Raw genomic sequence first — 18,378 nt, 5'->3', positions numbered from 1 at the left:
CCGGTCGGGCATCCTTAGGCGAACTTCGCCAGCGGGTTCTCCAGCCTGCCGGCCATCTGCAGGCCGCCGGACGGGTCCGTGAGGTCCAGCATCTGCTGGTTGTTGCGCAGCTGCAGCCTGTTGAGGCAGGAGAACTGGAAGTCCGGCGCGAACAGGTCGTGGCGGACAAACTGGTCCGCCAGTTCCGGGTGCTCTGCCTGGTAGCCGTGAACGGCCGCAGCCGCGATGCGCCAGAATTCGTCGCCGCTGAGCACGCCGTCCTCCTCCAGGAGGGCGCCGAGGAAGCGGAAAATGCAGTCGAACACGTCGGTGAAGATGGCCAGCACCTTCTCGCCGTCGGGAATGTCGACCTTGATCCGGGACACGGCCTCGGGCAGGTCAAGCCTATCCCCCATCACGACGATTTCCTCGGCGATGTCCTTCATGACCGCCCGGACCGGCACGCCGTTTTCCAGGACCAGGATCACGTTCTCGCCGTGCGGCATGAACGCCAGCTCGTAGCGGTACAGGCAGTGCACCAGCGGGACGAGGTACGCCTCGAAGTACCGTCGCAGCCACTCCCCGGCCTGCAGGCCGGACTGTTCGATCAGCGCTGACACCATGGGTTTGCCCGCCGCGTCGACGTGCAGGAGCGAGGCCATGGTGGCCAGCTGCTGTCCGTCCTCCAGCAGCGGCAGGGGACTTTCCCTCCACAGGGCGGACAGCATCTTGCGGTAGGGCGAGCCCTTCGCGGATGCCGCCTCGTAGTAGCCGTTGTGGTATCCGATGGCGGCCACTTCGCGGATCATGGCGAGCCCGCGGTCCTGCAGGGCCTCGTCGCTGACGATCAGTTCCTGGAGCCAGTCGTTGATGGCCGGTGTTGCCTTCATGTACTGCGGCGACAGGCCGCGCATGAAGCCCATGTTCAGGACGGACATGGCCGTCTTCACGTAGGCCTTTTCCGGTGCGGCCGTGTTAAAAAAGGTCCGGATGGACTGCTGTGCCTGATAGCTGTCCGCCCCGATCCCGAGGTGGACGATATGCTGCTGGGCAATTTCGGCGGCAAAAGTCACCGTCAGCTTGTTCTCCCACTGCCACGGGTGCACCGGCATCAGGATATACCGGGCCGGATCGAGGCCGAGCGCGCCGAGTTCGGCGTCGAAGTGGGCCAGGGCCCCCGCCCCCAGTTCGGCGTCAAGGTGGGCGGCGCAGTCCAGTCCCTCGCTGGAGGTGAACACGGCCTTGCTCCGATGGACCGCGATCCATTCCAGCTGCACGGGGGCGCCGGTTTCCGGAGCAAACGCACGGTAGTCGCTGATGCCAAAGCCCAGCCGGCCGTTGTTTGCCACGAAACAGGGGTGGCCCTCGGTCATGCTGCGTTCAATGGCCTGGAAGTCCGTGGCGACGTCCGCTCCGCGGGTCACGCCGGCTGCCAGTTCAGCGGACGACGGCTGGCCCATCCACTGCTTGTACGCGTGGCTGGACAGCGTGCTGCTGATCTCCTCAAGGTAGACCGGTAGCATCTCCTCCCGGATTCCCAGGGCGTCGCGGAATTCGGTGATGAACCGGAGCGCATCCAGGGGCGCGTCCTGGCCCTCGCGGCTGCAGCTGATGGAGGCGGCATCGACGGACCAGTGGTCGAGGTGCAGGACCCTGGCCGAGAACCGGTATTCAACCGAGGCGTCATCGCTGAGCACCCGGTATTCGCGGCCTGTACTCCCGGACGGGTCCCCTGCGCTGGTCCGTTCCGGGCTGAGGATCCGCTCGTGGGAGAACTCGGCGAGCGCCTTGCGGACCAGATGCCGGTTGGCGGCCGCCCAGCGTTCCGGAGTCAGGTGGGTTGCGGCGTTGCCTGCGGTCTGGACGGATTCAAGTTCAGCGGTGGTCATAGCGATGCTCCCTGGTGGATCGGGGATGAGTGTAGGGCTGCGCGGGCCGAGTGGAAGGCCTCACGGGTGCAGAAGCTGAGGAGCGCCTGCTTGTCCGGAAGGGTCACTTCTCCGGCGGGCTGGAAACCCAGCCGCGCGTTGAGGACATGGATTTTGTGGTTCCGGGCGTCGGGCTCAACAACCACGCGCTCCACCTTGTCCTTGGCGAAGAGCCTGTCCAGGACCGTGTCCATCACGGCGGCGGTGTAGCCGGTCCGCGGCGGGCCGGACGGCGGGGCGACGAGGAGGTGCATCCCGATGTCCCCCGGCTGGACGGCGTACAGGCCCGCCAGCGGCGACTGCACCGGAAGGTATTCCTCCATCAGGAAGGCGGGAACGCCGTCGTCGAGCCCCAGCAGCGCGTGGTGATGCCCACTGGACTGGATTTCGGAGTATTCCTCCACAACGTCGTCCACGGTGGCGGACTGCATCCCCCAGAAGGCGGCGTACGGCCGGGTCACCCAGCTGTGGAGGAGTTCCGCGTCAGCCTCCGGGTCGAAGCAGCGGAAAGTGAAACTCATGCGTGCACCCGTGCCGATTCACCGCAAGCCGCTTCGCGGACGCCGGCCGGGAACTCCGGCTGCTCCTGCACGCCGAACTCCTGGAACGCGATGCGGCGCTCCACGGGATAGACCTCGCGCCCGGCGATCTCGCGCAGGATGCACGAGTTGCGGTAGGCCGCCATGCCCAGGTCCGGCGTGACGAAGCCGTGGGTGTGGAGCTCGGCGTTCTGGACGAAGATCTCGCCGGGTTCGACGCTGGTGCTGTAGTTGCGTTCGACGGCGAACCTGCCGGTGTTGTCCCGTGCGATCCGGTCCTGCACGCCGGCAAGGAATTCCGGCTCGCGGTAGCCGTAGCCGGTGGCAAGCACCACGGCTTCGGTGTCCAGCGAGTAGTCAGCGCCCTGTTCCTCGTGCCGCAGCGCCAGGGTGTGCGACCCGGCTGCCGGGTCCCACGACGCCCCGGTGAGCGCCGAGTGCGTCAGCAGCCGGGTATCCACGATCCCGGAGAGGCTCTTGGCGTACAGCAGATCGTAGATGGCATCGATGAGCTCGGAGTTGATGCCCTTGTACAGGTTTTTCTGGCTCTTGATGAGGCCGTCGCGCTGTTCCTGCGGGAGCCCATGAAAGTAGTCCACGTATTCCGGCGACGTCATTTCCAGGGTGAGCTTGGTGTACTCCAGGGGGAAGAACCGGCCGGACCGGGTGACCCAGTTGAGCCGGTACCCGTGGACGTCGATCTCCTGCAGCAGCTCGTAGTAGATTTCCGCGGCGCTCTGGCCGCTGCCCACGATGGTGATGCTCCGCTGCTTCTGCAGTTCAGCCTTCCTCGACAGGTAATCGGCATTGTGGAGGACAAGTCCCCCTCTGTCGTTGGCCGCCGCGTCGACTATGCCGTCACAGGCCGCGGGCACATACGGCGACGTTCCGGTGCCAAGCACCAGCCGCCGCGCGCGCAGCACCTCGGGCCCCGCGGTACCGTCAACGGACAGTGTGTACACGCCGTCGTCGTACGTGATCCCCCGGACGTCCGTGCCGAACCGCACCGAATCGAGCTGGCCGGCCACCCACTGGCAGTACTGGTTGTACTCGGCGCGCAGCGGGTAGAAGTTTTCACGGATGTAGAAGCGGTAGAGCCGGCCGGTCTGCTTGAGGAAGTTCAGGAACGAATACGGGGACGTGGGGTCCGCGAGCGTCACGAGGTCGGCCATAAAGGGCACCTGGAGGTGGGCCGGTTCCAGCATCATCCCGGGGTGCCAGTCGAACGAGTCGCGGCGTTCCAGGAACACCGCGTCCAGACCATCCACCGGCTCCGTGAGCGCGGCGAGCCCGAGGTTGAAGGGCCCGACGCCGATTCCGGCGAAGTCGTAAATGCGGCCCGCGCCGGCGGTGCCGGCTGCAGCCGTGTTGGAATTGGCGGCTCTCACGCTGCGGCCCCCTGTCCGGCAAGCAGGGCTGCGCCGGTGCTGCGGAGCAGGCTGATGATCGCGTTGATGTCTTCAGGCGTGGCCTCGGCGTTCAGCAGGGTGAACTTCAGGTAGTGCCGGCCCTCCACCTTGGTTCCGGCCACCACGGCCGCACCCGAGGCAAAGACGGCTGCCCTGATGGCGGGATTGAGGGTGTCCGCCGCATCCTCGCCGAGGCGGGTCCCGTCCGCGAGGACCGGACGGTAGCGAAACACCAGCGTGCTGAGCTGCGGTTTGGCAACGAGCTCAAAGTCGCGGTCCGCGTCCAGTGCCTGCCCGGTGCGGGCGGCAAGGTCGATCGCTTCGTCCAGCAGGGCGCCCACCGCGTCCGCTCCCATGATCCGCAGGGTGAGCCAGAGTTTGAGGGCATCAAAGCGGCGGGTGGTCTGGATGCTCTTGTCCACCTGGTTTGGGATGTCCGCCAGGGCGGCGCTCTCCGGGTTCAGGTAGTCCGCGTAGTACGTCACGTGCCGCAGCATGGCCGTGTCCCGCACCAGGAGGGCACTGGAGCTCACGGGCTGGAAGAACGTCTTGTGGTAATCGACCGTGACCGAATCGGCCAGCCGGATTCCATCCAGGCGGTGTCCGTAGCGGCCGGAGACCATCAGCCCGCCGCCGTAGGCGGCGTCCACGTGGAACCACGCGCCGTACGCCTTGGCGAGCGCGGCAAGTTCGGCGAGCGGGTCCACCGCACCGAAGTCGGTTGTCCCAGCGGTCCCGACCACAGCCATGGGGACAAGCCCGGAGCTGGCGGTCTCCGCGAGCGCGGCGGCCAGGGCAGTGGTGTCCATGCGGTGGTCCGGCCCGTACGCGACCGGCACGACGGCGTCGTAGCCCAGGCCCAGCATGGACGCGGACTTGCGGATGCTGAAGTGGCTGTCCTCGGAGGAGAAAATCCGCAGCTTGTCCAGCAGCCCGGGCAGCCGGAGGGTCTCATTGCCGGGAAGCTTCCGCAGCCCGGCCACCGCGTGGTTGCGGGCAATGAGCAGCGCCTGGAAGTTGGACTGGCTGCCGCCTGACGTGAAGACGCCGTCCGCCGCATCGCCGAGGGACAGCCGCTCCGCCGTCCAGTCGATGAGCCGGCGCTCGATCATGGTGGCGCCCGCGCTCTGGTCCCAGGTGTCCATGGACGAATTCACGGCGGAGAGGATGCTCTCCCCCACCAGCGCCGGAATGACCACGGGGCAGTTCAGGTGGGCGGCGTACTTCGAGTCGTGGAAGTAGACGGCGTCCCGCAGGTAAACCTCTTCGAGTTCCGCCAGCGCGGCAGCAGTGTCCGGCAGCGGGCGGTCCAGATCAACGGCGCCGACGCGTGCTTTGAGTTCCTCGGGCCCGACGCCGGTAAACGGCTTGGTGGTCCGCTCCAGCTTGGTGGCCACGGCAGTGACGCCCTGGAGCACCTGCGCCACGTAGCGGGGTGCGTTGCGGGAGTTGAACAGGTGGTTGGTGGCGGAGAGGGCAAGCTCCACCCGGGAGCCGAAATCATGCCCGGCAGCCGGGGCAGGCAGGTCCAGGATCTCATCATCCACACGGGGCAACAGCGTCACAGGTTTTCCTTTGGTAGGCGGTTGGAGGCGCGCTAACGCAGCAAGGCAAGCCTTACTTAGGTGAACCTTTTAGTCAAACTTTTGTGAGCTAATTGCTAACTTGGCGGAAATCCGGGGTTCTTGCCGCTCAAAGAACGTCATTGACTGTCGCCCGGGCCTCGGCTGAGGCACAATATGCGGCTACTGGGGTGCGGTGGCCTCTGATTTGCGGCGGCAGAGCAGCGTCCACCGGTTCCCGTCGTCCTCCTTGGCATAGGAAAACTGGTCCAGTGCCACCTTGGCGAGGGCCAGCCCGCGTCCACTCGCGAAGAGGTCATCCGGCAGTTCGGCCCTGGACAGGTCTATGCCGGCCGGCCTGGCGTTGTCCGTGAATTCTGCATACAGCCGCTCCGGTTCGCATTCCACCGCAAGGACGAACCGCACCGGGTCGGTGCCGGACGGCCGCGAGTGCTCAATGATGTTGGACGCCACCTCAATCAGTGCGGTTTCGAACCTGATGCGGTCCATGAGTTCGATGCCGGGTTCGCCCTCCCAGAGCTCTCCGAGCAGGTCATGGACCAGCTCCAGGCTGTCGGGCACCGCCGCGGCACGCAGGCTGAACTGGCTGCCCATCAATAGGCCCCGTCCACGGAGGACACCGGCTGCAGCACCTTGTTGAGGTTGGTCATTTCGAGGACCGCGGTGATCTGCGCCGTGGGGTTGGCCAGCCGAAGGTCGCCGCCCGCCTGCCGGGTCTTTTTCAGGCCCGTAATCAGGGCACCGAGGCCGGACGAGTCAATGAAATCAGTGCCGGCCAGGTCAACCACCAGCCGGACCGTGCCGTCGCTGATGAGCGCATCGATGTTGGCGCCGAGGTGCGGCGCCGAGACCATGTTGAGCCGGCCGACCGGCCGGATCACGCCCACTCCGTTGGCCAGGGTCTCATTGTTGAATTCGATCACGGATTTCCTTCTTTCTTTTGGGTGCTGTCCAGCCAGGCATCGTAGCCGGGGTAGCGAACGGCCTGGATGACCACGCTGAAGATCAGCAGGTCAAAGGCTATCCACACAAAATTGACGGAACTGCCCAGGAGGTCCCCCTGGCCCAGCAATAAACGGATGACACCCACCACGGCCGCCAACACGAGGACAGCCATGGCGATCAGCTGGGGCCGGACCAGGTGCCACGGCAGCCGCTTGCGTGCCTGCAGCGTCTTGGGTGTGACCCGGAAATCCAGGTCCCTGCCCAGGAACACGTTCCCGAATGCGGAGGTAACGGACTTGATCCACGTGGGGAACAGGGCCAGCGAGTACTGCTGGCCGCGCCACGTCTTCACGCCCCGCCCCACCACGAGGAACAGGATCTGGTTGACCACCAGGAAGGGGATGAGCCGGAGGAAGAACTCGTTGCTCAGCGACTGCACGGGCAGGATCCCCAGGATGAGGTAAATGACCGGTGCCGCGATATAGGCCACGGCGGCGAAGCCGGCGAGGTAGCTCCACATGGTTGCCAGGTACATCAGCCGCTGGGCCAGGCTCAGCCCTTTTTGCAGCAGCGGGTTCTCCCGGAACATGACCTGCATGGTGCCCTGCGCCCACCGGAGCCGCTGGGTCAGCATCGAATCGAGGTCCTCCGGGGCCAGGCCGTCAGCCAGCTTCTCGTGGTGGTAGGCAGATTCCCAGCCGAGCGAATGCAGCCGCATGCACGTGGCCATGTCCTCGGTGACGGAGATCGTGGCGAGCGGCATGACGGCCTGCGCCTCGCCGGCCTTCTCGGCGTTGACGGAATCGATCAGCACGCGGACGGTTTCCACCGCTCCCAGCGGGGACCAGTCCCGCTGCGACAGCCTGTCCAGGGCAACGTCGTCGACGACGGCGAGTGAACCGTCCACGTCGATGGTCCGGGACAGCCCCTCAATGGAGTTCAGCTCCGCGTGCAGCGCCGCGAAGTCTTCCACCACCAGGTTCCGTGCCACGGTGTCCACCCGTTCCTGGAAACGGTAGGTGACGTCGGCGATGGCCTGCCCTTCGCTGAGCTCCCGCCGGACCTGCCGGAGGTCCGCCGCTACCGTGGACAAGGCGGCCGCCAGCCGCTCCTGCCCGGGGCCAAGCTGGCGCCTCGCCTTCGCCACCACCTGGTCCGCCGTCCGGAGTGCCTTGTTCAGCGCCAGCTCGGTTTCCGAGACGTAGCGCATAACGCCCAGCTGCATCAGGGCTTCCCGGCGGATGATCGCGTTTGAACCGCAGAAGAAGGCGGCGTTCCAGCCGTCCTTCCCCTGCTGGATCGGCCCGTAGAACAGTGGCGCCTGGCTGCCCAGCGGATCGTGGGGCGGGACATTCACGAACACCTGGGGTGTTTGCACCAGGGCCATCTTGCGGTCGTTGAAATAACCGAGGGTGTGGTCGAGGATCCTGGGATCCGGTATTTGGTCGGCATCCAGGATCAGCATGAACTCGCCGTCGGTGGCGAGCAGCGCGTTGTTGAGGTTGCCTGCCTTGGCGTGGCGCGGACGGTTGGCCCAGTCCTCGGACCGGGTGATCCAGCCGATGCCTTCCGCTTCAGCTATGGCCCGCAGTTCGGCCCGGTTGCCGTCGTCCAGGATCCAGGTCCTGTGCGGGTACGCGATATTCCTGGCGGCCCGCGCCGTTCCCATCACGAGGTCCAGCGGCTCGTTGTAGGTAGTGATGAACACGTCCACCGTCAGGCCCGCAGGTGGTGGCGGCGGAGTGTCGCGTTGCCTGTAACGCCACATGGTGACGCCGAACAACAACGAGTCCAGCAGGGAGTAGGTCTCGGCCAGGACGAGCGGTACCGCGATCCACCAGGCGTCCCAGTTGACGGACACCATCCAGCGCCAAATGATGTAGTTCAGGCCCAGGATGGCCGTCGCCAGGACAATCAGCCGAATGGCAAGCTGCCGCGATGTCATAGCCCGGCTGTCCCCCTGGGTCCTGGTCGGTTCGGCCAGCCGCCCGGTGGGGATCCGACTCCAAAGTGAGACCAACGGAGCGGAATAGACGGACTGTCCTGAGTCAGTCCAACCTTATCCGCCCGCCGCGAAAACGGCTAAGGTCGGAGCGAAAGTGTCCGCCGAAAATGAGGCGGGCCGTCAGCCGGCGGCGACTTCCTCCTGCGACGGACCGTCAGGTTCCGTGAGGTGCCGCTGATGGAGCTCCTCCGCCGCCAGTTCGTACCAGGTATGGGCACCGAAGGACGGGTTGCGCGTGTCCAAATGCCGGTACAGGGCATCGGCCAATTTGCTGAGGGCATCATCCGACATGGCCCGGACTGTTGAGGCGGGATCCATGTTCCCTTCGAGGTATTCGGACAGTTCCAGGCCGTTGATGGTGCGCTGCTCCCCGGCGGCTGCCAGGACTCCGTCGGGGTCGGGCCCTGGGATGGTTTCGCCGTCCAGGAGGGCGTTGATCTCCCCGTCCAGGGCGGCCTCGTCGCCGCCTGACAGTCCGGCGTGCTCCATGCAGATGGGCAATTCCGCGGGCTCGGCAAGTTTGAGGGGGAATGCCTCGGAGCCGCCCGCGACGGCTCCGGGGTTTCCATTGGCTTCAGCGGCGCTTCCGGCGATCTGGCGCAGGTACATCAGGACTTCGGGGTCCAGATGCGACGCACCGTGGAGGTCTGCCGTGATGTCCTGTTCCGGGGAGAGCCGGCGCGCGCGGCGCATGATGTGCAGCAGCACGGGGTAATTGGCTTGGGTCAGGCAGCCGGCGACTTCCAGGGTTACCCGTCCGGGATCAACATCCACGCGGACCAGCACACGCAATTTATGGTTCAAGGCTTCTCCCACAGAGACTTCCAAGAGCCAGCTTCATAACTCACCTAAACCATACGAAATTGTTGCCCACGCCACAAGCCGCTTCTCCGGCCCCGGTCAAGCGGCTCCGGGCAGACCTAGACTTAAAGAATGAACGAGAGCACGCTGGATGCATCCGTGGCCGCAGAGCTGCAGGATCTGGTCATCAGCAGTAGCGATGTCAATAGCTTCCTGGCGGAGCTCTGCGAGCTTTCCGCTGTTTCGCTTTCGGACGCCCTCTGCCAGGAAGTGTCCTGCGCGGTCACCCTTAACCGGCACCACAGGACCACCACGGCGGCATGGAGCAACCCGCAGGCCCGGCTCTTTGACGAGATCCAGCACAGTTTCGGCGAGGGTCCCTGCCTCCACGCGATGACGACAGGCACCACGGTGCTGGTCCGGGACACGCGCACGGACACCCGCTGGCCCGAATATGGCCTGGCGATTGCCACCCAGGGGCAGCTTAGCGTGCTGGGTGTGCCACTCACCCTGGACGCAGGGGCTGCCGCAGCGCTGAACGTTTTTGCTCCGGCCGCGGACGTCTTCGATGCCTCAGCGATCCAAAAGGCCGAACTGTTCGCATCCCACGCCGAAAAGGCGCTCCGCCTTGCGGTAAGGATCGGTGTCCGGCAGCAGCTTGCCGAGGACCTGCGGTCCGCCATGGAGTCCCGCACCGCCATCGACCTGGCGGCCGGCATCATCATGGGCCAGAACAGATGCTCGCAGGCAGAGGCAATGGCCATCCTCACCAAGGCCTCCAGCGGCCGGAACCAGAAGCTCCGGGACGTGGCGGAAAAGCTGGTGGGGTCGCTCGCCGCCGAGGGGCACGCCACGCACTTCGACCACTAGACGGCTTCGACCAGGCAGCTTCGACCAGGCAGCGGGGGCCGGCCGGTTGCCTATGAAGCGGCGCCTATGAACCCGTGCCTATGAAGCCGTCACTTCATCCGTGGGCGGCTGTTCCGGCCAGTCAATGAATTGCTCGTAAGCGTCGTGGTGTGTCTTCAGGTAGGCGTAAATGAAGGGGCAATGCGGGATGATCCGCTTCCCTGAGGACACCACATCATCCAGGGCGAAATGTGCCAGCACCTTTGCCAGCCCCTGGCCCTTGAAATTCTCCGCGGTGTCCGTGTGGATGAAGTCCACGTGCCCCGGTCTGTCCATAAAGCGCGATTGAACCGCCAATTTGCCGCCCACACGCAGTTCGTAGCGGTGGAGGTCATCGTTGCGGATGGTGGTGACGTCCGGGCTGAACGTGTCTTCAGTGGATACCGTGTTCTCCGTCATGGTTCGACATTGGCACTTAAAGGCGTCGGTGGCAATGGTCCTCCGGCCCCGCCCGGCGCGCCGTTGGCCGTGCCCTCCGGGCGGCCTGCCGCGCCGCCGGTCCCGCCCTCCGGGCGGGCAGGCAGCGATCGCCCGCGAACCGGAATCGGGCCCAGCAGGAGCACGGCCAGCGCAAAGCACGCCGCTCCTCCGCCCAGCAGTCCAAGCGTCAGTCCGTTGAACGCGGCGTCGGCCACCGGGATGAACACCACGACGGCGGCGGTCGCCACCGCGGCGGCGGGCCGACGGCGCGAGTGGGCGGACGCCGTCGGCCGTTCTTCGAGCCGCCCGAAGGCGGCCAGCACCGGCATTAGGAGCACGATGATGCCGGCCAGGACCAGAGGCCGCGACCACCACCATCCCGCGGTCCCCGCTGCCGGTTTGGGGAAGCCGGTGAGCAGGAGCAGCCCGGACATGGTTGCCAGCAGCGGCAGGTGCCACAGGTAAACGGTCATGGCCCGCCGTCCGGCCAGCCCGACCACCGTCCGGACCCACTTTGCCGCGGCCGCGCCGGTGAGGACCGGACGGGAGAGCTGCAGAGCCGCGGCCTGGGCCATGCCAAGGAGCAGCAGGCAGAAGGTGGGCGGATTCAGGTTTACCAGCATGTTGCCCCGGTACAGCCCGAGGCCCGTGACCAGGCCCAACAGGAGGTTGCTCGCGACGATGATGCCCACCAGCGTGGAGGCACCGGGCCGCCGTTCCGGGGCGTCGGCGAGGATGAATCCCAGCTGCTGGACGGCGCACCACAGGAAAACGATGTTGGCGTAGGCAAGGAGCGGCAGGGCACCGCGGAAGCAGTCAACTGCCACCACCAGCGTGGTGAGTCCGGCCAGCGCAAGCCATGGGGCCCGGTCATGCAGCGCAGCCAGCAAAGGGATGTTCAGCTGGGCCGCCAGATACGCGGCAAGGAACCAGAGCGGCATCCCGGCGCCGGTGACGATCAGCTCCACCACCTGGGGTTCCACGCCAAACAGCCGCGCCGCCCAGAGCCCGGCGAACATAACAGCCAGCAGGGCCGCGGCCGGGCGGATGAGGCGCAGCAGCCTGGCCTGGGCGAATTCCAGGCCGGTGCCGCCGTGTGCCCTGAGCCGCCGCCAGGACTGCAGGCCGGTGATGCCGCCGGCCACGAAGAAGAGCGGCATCACCATGAATATCCAGATGATCGGCTCGAACCAGTCCTGCAGGGCCAGCGTGTTTTCGGTGGTCACCGTGCCGTCAGGGTGGAGCACCGGGCTGACCATCATGGTGTGTCCCACCACCACCAGGGCCAGGCAGAAGAAGCGGGCGAGGTCGATCACCAGGTCGCGTTCCGGTGCGGGCAGGTCCGGCGCTGCGCTTGCCTGTTGCGGCTGTCGTGGCTGCGGAACACCCATTGCGCTCCCTACGGACGCGGATAGAATTCTCTGCGTACCTTCCATTGTCCGCCCGGGCGTCCGTCAAGGGCCACAACCGGGGCGGCGCCGCAGCGTGGCCGAGGGGGCAGCGGCCGGTGGCGACGCTCAGGCAGGCAGCGGTCAGGCGAACAGCAGCCCCAGGAGGCCGAGTACGACGGCGAGCAGCGGCGTCGTACCTTGCGTGGCGGCCGCACGGAGGTACTTCCGCCCGGTCAGGGCCAGGACGGCGGCAGCGAGCAGCATGGAACCGCACGAGCTGAAGATGAGGGTCCAGCCGACTGCCGGCTGGCCGAGGAGGACCGCGCCGGTCCCGATCAGCGCGCCGAGGGCCAGGAACAGGTTGTAGAAGCCCTGGTTGTAGGCGAGCGGCCGGGTGGTCTCGGCGTCGGACTGCGAGGCGACGCCGAAGCGCTTCCAGGTGGCCGGCCGGGTCCAGGTGACGGACTCCATGGTGAAGATGTAGACGTGCAGCAGGGCCGCGATGAACGCGAAAACGAGGGAGGCCGGGATCATGGCTCGATCCTAGCCTCCCTCGTCCTTGGTTTTTCCGCAGGTCCCGGAACTAGCGGGTGAGCGTGGACAGGGCTCCGGCAGCGAAGTCCTTGGCGGAGGCGTTCCACGTCCCGAGCAAGCCCTGGAGGTTTTCACCGTCGGCACGGTGCGGACCGGTTTGCGCTTCCAGCGTGGCCAGCACGCCGGTGCGGAGTTCGGTGTTGAAGTTCACCTTGCCCACGTTCATGGCGGCGGCCTTGACCAGTTCCTCAGCCGGGATGCCGGAGGCGCCGTGCAGCACCAGCGGGATGTGGGTGCGCACTGCGATGTCCTGCAGCACGTCCCACCGCAGCTGGGGGTCCCCCTTGTACTTGCCGTGCACATTGCCCACGGCCACGGCCAGGAGCTGCGCACCGGTGCGGGCGATGAAGTCCTCCACCTGGGCGGAGTCAGTCAGCCCGGCGGTGCCGGTGCCGGTGTCCATCGACAGGGGGCCGGAGGCGTCCGCGCCGAAGGCACGGTCCTCGTCACCGGCCAGGCCGCCCAGTTCCGCTTCAATCACGACGTCGGCATGGCCTTGCGCTGCCAGCACCGCGCGCGCTTCGCGGACCAGTGCGATGTTTTCCTCGTACGGCAACGACGAGCCGTCCGCGAGGACCGAGTCCGCCCCCGCCGCGACGGCGTCGGCTATCACCCGGAGATCGGAGGCATGGTCCAGCTGCACCGCGACGGGGACACTGGCGGCGTCCGCCAGCCCGCGGAGCGCCGTGATGAGCCGCAGCCCGTTAGGGGTGGCGGCAGTCTTGGGAGCCACCAGCAGGATGGCGCCGCGGCCGGCCTCTTCCGCCGCCTCCACCACGGCCAGGGCGGTGGTGAAGTCGTAGCAGGTGAAGGCCGGGACGGCTGCACCCTGCTGCAGGGCGGAAACTACCAGGTGGTCGAGTCGGGCACGCATCAGGCGCTCAGGCCTCCCACCAGGATCCAGGCAACGAAGGTCAGGGCGAAGCCGGCCAGGCCAAGGATGGTGGTGAGCACGGTCCAGGTCCGGAGGCCGTCCGCGACGGTGAGTCCGTAGTAGCGCACCACCACCCAGAAGCCTGCGTCGGTCACATGGGAGAGGCCCAGGGAACCGAAGCCGATGGCGATGACGATCACGGCGATCTGCGCCGGCGTGTAACCGCCGCCGCTGACGGCGGAGGAGAGCAGGCCGGCGGTGGTCACGATGGCCACCGTGGCCGACCCCTGGGCGGCACGGAGGGCGAGCGAGATGATGAAGGCGAGCAGCAGCAGCGGCACACCCAGCGTGTCAAGGGTTTCGGAGAGTGCCTTGCCGATGCCCGAGACCTGCAGCACGCCGCCGAAGACGCCGCCGGCCGCGACGACCATCAGGATGGAGGCGATGGGCGGAAGTGCGCCTTCGAAGATTTCCCCGGTCTCCTTCAGGGACCACTGGCGGCGGACGGCCAGGAGGAAGAACGAGAGAGCAACAGCCACCAGGAGGGCGAAGAACGGGTTGCCGACGAACGCCGCCACTCCGTACCAGGCGCTGTCCTTACTGATTGTCAGCGTGCCCACGGTGCCAAGCAGGATCTGGGAAATCGGGGCGGCGATCAGGAAGATGATCAGGCCGGGGCGCGGCGGGGCAACCGCCAGGGCTCCGGGGCCGTCGTGGCCCACGTGCACCAGGGAAGCGGAACCGAACTCGTCCACCTGGGCCTTGACGGCGGGCACCAGCTCGTAGTCCTTGCGGTTCATGATCGACGCGACCCAGTAGGACAGGAAACCGAGTGGCACGCAGATGGTCAGCGAGATCAGGGCGATCAGTCCGATGTCGGCGCCAAACACGCCGGCGCCGGCAACGATTCCGGGGTGCGGCGGCACGGCCACGTGGATGGCAAGCATGATGCCGGCCATGGGCAGGCCGAACTTGACGGGATGGACGTTGGCGATCTTGGAGAAGGCGTAGACGATCGGGACGAGCACGATGATGCCCACCTCGAAGAACACCGGTATCGCGACGAGGAACCCCACCGCGGTGAGGGCGACGGCCACACGCTTGGCGCCCAGTTTGGCGGTGAAGTGGTCGGCGAGGGACTGGACGCCGCCGGAGACTTCGATCATCCGGCCCAGGATGGCGCCGAGGGCGATCAGCAAGGCGACCTTGCCCATGGTGCTGCCCACGCCGTTGGAAACCACTGTGAAAACGTCCTTGAGCGGGATCTGGGCCGCCACGGCCACCAGGATACTGACCGTCAGCAGTGCCACGAAGGCCTGGATCTTGAAACGGATGATCATAACCAGCAGGAGCGCGACGCCGGCGGCGGCAATGGTCAGCAGCAGCGGAGTACCCAGCTCCACGGCCGGCTTGATGACGGGGGCGTCAGCCGCCCGCACCATCAACGAATTGATCAGGGGGTTCATTGGGATTGTCTCCTTTGACAGACCAGCACGGCTGGCCGACGGGTGGTTCGACGACGGCGGAGGGGGGACCGCCGTCGTCGGGCTTTAGTTGGGGTTTAAGCGGTGCGCTTCGTGGGGGCGACAACCTTGATGACGGCGGAGTCGTCTGCTGCGGCGAGGCCCTGGGCCTGGCCCAGGAGGTACAGCTGCTCGGCTGCTGCCGCGACGGGGGCGGCGAGGCCGGCGGCGCGGGTGGCTTTGCCCACGATACCCATGTCCTTGACGAAGATGTCCAGGCGGCTGAGCACTTCGGCGCCTTCCTCCGTGTAGGCCTCGAGGATGCGCGGGCCGCGGTTGGAGAGCATGAAGGACCCGGCGGCGCCGGCTTCGAGGGCTTTGAGGGTCTTTTCCTGGTCCAGGCCGAGGGCGTCGGCCAGGGCCAGGGCCTCGGCTGCGGCAGCGATGTGGACGCCGCAGAGGAGCTGGTTGACAGTCTTGAGGGCCTGGCCGTCGCCGGGTTTGCCGCCTACGACGGTGAGTGTGGAGGCCAGCAGTTCGAGGGCCGGGCGGGCCTTTTCCTGGGCCTCGGGCGAGGCGCCCACCACGATCAGCAGGTCGCCTTCACCGGCGCGCTTGGGGCCGCCGGAAAGGGGCGCGTCCACCAGTTCGACGCCGTATTCGGCCAGGCGGTCCACGGTGGCCGGGATGGCGTCGGTGCCCACGGTGCTGCCGAGGATCACCACGGCGCCCGGCTTGAGCACGGAGGCCACGCCGTTCGCGCCGAAGAGCACATCGTTGAGCTGCTCGCCGTTGCGCACAGCCAGGAGCAGGGCGTCGGCCCCTTCCGAGGCTTCGCGGGCGGAATCGAAGATGCGGATGCCGGCTTCCTCGGCGAGCTTCAGGCGCGGCTCGGCGATGTCGAAGCCGTGGACGGTGAGCTGGCTGGCCAGGCGGGTGGCCATGGGCAGGCCCATGGCGCCAAGGCCGAGAACGGTGATGGTGTAGCTGCTGGTCATGGTGTTCTCCATTGAATGACGTGGTGTGGCTGGCGGTGTCGGTTCAGAAGGTGTTGCTGAGCTTGCGGGTGACGTCGGCGAGGGACTGGTCGTCGCCCACGTTGCCGGCGAAGACGATGTACGGGATGCCCTTGGCGGGGCCGTCCACCGGCTCCCACAGGCTCACGATGCCCGGGAGCATGGGGCCGCGGACGATCGCGTGCCGGATTTCCAGGCCGTGCGCGGCGACGTCCGAGGAGGTAATGCCGCCCTTGGCAATCACGAAGCGCGGCGGGAAGGTCTTGAGCGTGCGGTTCACGACGGCGACGACGGCGGCGGACACCGTGCGGGCGATCCGCAGGCTTTCGGCGGCATCGTCAGTCCTGATGAGCAGGCGGCTGGTGTGCACGATGACGTCGCCGCTGCGCAGCGCCGCGACCACCGTGTCCACGGTTTCGTCGAGGTAGCTGGCGGCGCTGCCTGTTTCGGTTCCGGTGGCGACAAGCTTCCCGACGTCGATCTCGACGATGTGTGCTGAGCTGTGCTGCTCGGTGAGGGCCTTGAGCTGGCGGGTGGTCACGCCGACGTGCGAGCCGACCACGATGAGTCCGCCGGCTTCCGAGGGGGTGTTGCCGGCGTAGGCCTCTTCGCCGCTGAGTTCGGTGCGGATTTCCTGACCGATCCGGGCGCGGACAAACGGCGGGCCCACACGGTAGAGCAGCTTCTTGCCGCGGCGTTCGGCTTCCTCGAGGCCCAGCGAGAGGGCACGGAGGTCGTTTTCGGAGACGATGTCCGCCACGATCGGGGTGGAGTCAGTGGCCGAGTCGATGGCATCGGCGATGGCCTTGGCGGAGATCTGCGGATCGCTGTCCGGTCCTGCAGCGCGGATGATGTTGAGGTCCAGGACGATCACGGAGTCCGCGGCGAAGCGGCCCTTGGACTTCTCCTCGACGTACTTGGCCATCTCGGAGTTGACGAAGCCGAAGGAGGCGTCCTTGGCGAATTCGGTTTCGGCCACGGGTGTCAGCTTGCCGGCGTCGTCCCCGGTGCCGCGCATGTAGTGCACGCCGCCAATGGTTACGCGGCCGGCGTCGGGGAACGCCGGAATGATGACGACACCGTCGGTCTTCTCGCCGCTGACAGCAGCCACGGTGGCGGCGATGACATCCGGTTCCAGCGGGTAGTGGCCGCGGAGGGTGGAGTCGCTGCGGCTGACAAACCCCAGCCGGAGCCGTTCTCCCCCGGTGGCGCCCGCGGCGGCCAGGGCGTTGCGGACGATTTCCTCGTTCCGCGCGGCGGCCTCGGCCGCGTCCAGGCTGCGCGTGTTGGTGAGCACGTAGACGGCGGGCTTGCTCTGCGCAAAGGCCCAGGTGAAGTCGGCAACGTCCCAGCGGGTGAGGACCGGCAGGTCCGCAACGGACTGCGTGCCGGTGGGGTCGTCGTCGAGCACTACGAGTACTCGGGGCGAGGCTGCCGATGACGCCGCTACAGCGTTGGCAACCAGCTCAGCGGGAATCTGGATCTCTGCCGGGAAGGCGGCCAGTACATCTGCTTCAAGGGGCACTTTGCACTCCGTTGTGTATGAAATCTCTGTTGCCGGTAGGTACTTGTAAGATGTCTGACATCTAACATTCGAATGCTAGTGTGGCACAAGGCACAGGGACGCGCAAGTAGACTTGTCGGACAAATCGTCGCTCATCGCGGAACGGGGGAAAGTTGGCACGGAAATCACTGGTCGGCGTGGTGGCCGACGAACTCCTGGACCGGATCATTGCCGGCGAGTTCCCGCCCGGGGCCAGCGTCCCCGGCGAGCTGGAACTGAGCGCGAAACATGAAGTCAGCCGCATGACTGTGCGTGAGGCGATGAAGACGCTGGAGGCGCAGCGCATCCTGAGCGTGGAGCGGGGACGGGGCACATTCGTCAATCCGCTCAACCGCTGGGCCTCGCTGGAGGCAGTCCTCCGTGCGGCTTCGGAGGGCAAGAATGATGCGTCCGCGGCCATCCAGCTCATTGAGCTCCGCCGGATGCTGGAAACCGGGGCCTGCGAACTGGCAGCCGGACGCATCAGCGACGCCGAGATCAAGACACTCCACGGCTACGTGGCGGCCATGCGCACGGCTCACCAGTCCGAGGACTTGCCAGCGTTCGTGGAAGCTGACCTCGCCTTCCACGACGTGATCCTGCGTGCCTCCGAGAACGTTTTTGTAGCCGTCCTGTTCGAGCCGCTGCACCGCGTGCTCGAGAAGCGCCGGACACAGACCTCCAAGGTCCGGGACATCCAGGAGCACGCCATCGGCCACCACCAGGCGATTGCCGAGGCTCTGGAATCACGGGACCCCGCGCGCTCCCGCGGCGCCATGGACGCCCACATGCAGCAGACCCTGGATGACCTGAAGACGTACGTGCTCGAGGCGAAGAGCGCCTGACGGCCTACGCGGCCTGACCTGCGCGGCCTGACCTGGGCGGCTGGGCGCGCCCGGCGGGCGGGCCTGACGGCCTAGGGCGTGTCTGCTAAATATTCGGCTTTGGATGTTCGAGGCTGGATGGATGGTTCGTGCGA

General features: G+C 66.7%; 17 protein-coding genes. 2 read left to right on the top strand and 15 right to left on the bottom strand.

Translation table 11 applies throughout. The features are described 5' to 3' along the window. Positions 1-14: 14 nt before the first annotated feature. The 8 genes from J7I79_RS19665 to J7I79_RS19630 form a co-directional block, all read right to left on the bottom strand. Positions 15-1,868, bottom strand: a complete 1,854-nt coding sequence (locus J7I79_RS19665) for an IucA/IucC family siderophore biosynthesis protein (protein WP_214956154.1) — start codon at positions 1,866-1,868, stop codon at positions 15-17. Continuing rightward, positions 1,865-2,428 carry a GNAT family N-acetyltransferase gene (locus J7I79_RS19660; protein ID WP_214956152.1) on the bottom strand — a complete coding sequence of 188 codons (564 nt, stop codon included), beginning with the start codon at positions 2,426-2,428 and terminating at the stop codon, positions 1,865-1,867. Before J7I79_RS19660 ends, J7I79_RS19665 begins: the two co-directional genes overlap by 4 nt. Next, positions 2,425-3,834, bottom strand: coding sequence for a lysine N(6)-hydroxylase/L-ornithine N(5)-oxygenase family protein (locus J7I79_RS19655; protein ID WP_311380617.1), 1,410 nt, complete (start codon positions 3,832-3,834; stop codon positions 2,425-2,427). The genes J7I79_RS19660 and J7I79_RS19655 overlap by 4 nt, the downstream gene beginning before the upstream one ends. After that, positions 3,831-5,420, bottom strand: coding sequence for a pyridoxal phosphate-dependent decarboxylase family protein (locus tag J7I79_RS19650; RefSeq protein ID WP_396020219.1), 1,590 nt, complete (start codon positions 5,418-5,420; stop codon positions 3,831-3,833). The genes J7I79_RS19655 and J7I79_RS19650 overlap by 4 nt, the downstream gene beginning before the upstream one ends. A 180-nt stretch (positions 5,421-5,600) precedes the next feature. Next, positions 5,601-6,032 carry an ATP-binding protein gene (locus J7I79_RS19645; protein ID WP_214956150.1) on the bottom strand — a complete coding sequence of 144 codons (432 nt, stop codon included), beginning with the start codon at positions 6,030-6,032 and terminating at the stop codon, positions 5,601-5,603. Beyond that, positions 6,032-6,361, bottom strand: coding sequence for an STAS domain-containing protein (locus J7I79_RS19640; RefSeq protein ID WP_104173822.1), 330 nt, complete (start codon positions 6,359-6,361; stop codon positions 6,032-6,034). The genes J7I79_RS19645 and J7I79_RS19640 overlap by 1 nt, the downstream gene beginning before the upstream one ends. Further along, entirely contained in the window at positions 6,358-8,328 is a 1,971-nt protein-coding gene (locus J7I79_RS19635; protein ID WP_214956148.1) for a glycosyltransferase family 2 protein, read from the bottom strand. Before J7I79_RS19635 ends, J7I79_RS19640 begins: the two co-directional genes overlap by 4 nt. Before the next feature lie 180 nt (positions 8,329-8,508). After that, positions 8,509-9,192 carry a hypothetical protein gene (locus J7I79_RS19630; protein ID WP_214956146.1) on the bottom strand — a complete coding sequence of 228 codons (684 nt, stop codon included), beginning with the start codon at positions 9,190-9,192 and terminating at the stop codon, positions 8,509-8,511. Between the two features lie 129 nt (positions 9,193-9,321). Between J7I79_RS19630 and J7I79_RS19625 the strand changes: the two genes are divergently transcribed. After that, a complete protein-coding gene (locus tag J7I79_RS19625; protein ID WP_214956145.1) occupies positions 9,322-10,059 on the top strand; it encodes a GAF and ANTAR domain-containing protein in 738 nt (245 codons plus the stop codon). Positions 10,060-10,137: 78 nt separating this feature from the next. Here J7I79_RS19625 and J7I79_RS19620 read toward each other — a convergent pair whose 3' ends face one another. From J7I79_RS19620 to J7I79_RS19590, 7 genes are all read right to left on the bottom strand, one after another. After that, positions 10,138-10,497, bottom strand: coding sequence for a GNAT family N-acetyltransferase (locus J7I79_RS19620; RefSeq protein ID WP_214956143.1), 360 nt, complete (start codon positions 10,495-10,497; stop codon positions 10,138-10,140). Further along, complete coding sequence (locus J7I79_RS19615) at positions 10,494-11,909, bottom strand: acyltransferase (protein ID WP_214956141.1); 1,416 nt, start codon at positions 11,907-11,909, stop codon at positions 10,494-10,496. Before J7I79_RS19615 ends, J7I79_RS19620 begins: the two co-directional genes overlap by 4 nt. A gap of 141 nt (positions 11,910-12,050) precedes the next feature. After that, the gene (locus tag J7I79_RS19610) at positions 12,051-12,443 is read right to left on the bottom strand and encodes a DUF1304 domain-containing protein (RefSeq protein ID WP_214956139.1); all 393 of its coding nucleotides are present in this window, start codon (positions 12,441-12,443) and stop codon (positions 12,051-12,053) included. 49 nt (positions 12,444-12,492) lie between these two features. Then, positions 12,493-13,377: a class II fructose-bisphosphate aldolase gene (locus J7I79_RS19605; protein ID WP_214956132.1), complete on the bottom strand. Its 885-nt coding sequence runs from the start codon at positions 13,375-13,377 to the stop codon at positions 12,493-12,495. Then, positions 13,377-14,843, bottom strand: a complete 1,467-nt coding sequence (locus J7I79_RS19600) for a GntP family transporter (RefSeq protein WP_214956131.1) — start codon at positions 14,841-14,843, stop codon at positions 13,377-13,379. The genes J7I79_RS19605 and J7I79_RS19600 overlap by 1 nt, the downstream gene beginning before the upstream one ends. Positions 14,844-14,938: 95 nt before the next feature. Then, a complete protein-coding gene (locus J7I79_RS19595) occupies positions 14,939-15,838 on the bottom strand; it encodes an NAD(P)-dependent oxidoreductase (RefSeq protein WP_214956128.1) in 900 nt (299 codons plus the stop codon). A gap of 43 nt (positions 15,839-15,881) precedes the next feature. Next, positions 15,882-17,381 (bottom strand): four-carbon acid sugar kinase family protein, encoded by a 1,500-nt coding sequence (locus tag J7I79_RS19590; protein ID WP_214956126.1) that lies wholly within the window; start codon positions 17,379-17,381, stop codon positions 15,882-15,884. 152 nt (positions 17,382-17,533) lie between these two features. On the opposite strand from J7I79_RS19590, the gene J7I79_RS19585 reads away from it, so the two are divergent. Then, positions 17,534-18,244 (top strand): FadR/GntR family transcriptional regulator, encoded by a 711-nt coding sequence (locus J7I79_RS19585; protein WP_214956123.1) that lies wholly within the window; start codon positions 17,534-17,536, stop codon positions 18,242-18,244. The last annotated feature ends 134 nt before the right edge of the window (positions 18,245-18,378 follow it).

The organism is Arthrobacter sp. ISL-69 (genome assembly GCF_018613775.1).
Classification (GTDB): domain Bacteria; phylum Actinomycetota; class Actinomycetes; order Actinomycetales; family Micrococcaceae; genus Arthrobacter.
The sequence above is the reverse complement of the archived record's forward strand: the minus strand, read 5'-3'. Positions and strand labels throughout refer to the sequence as shown.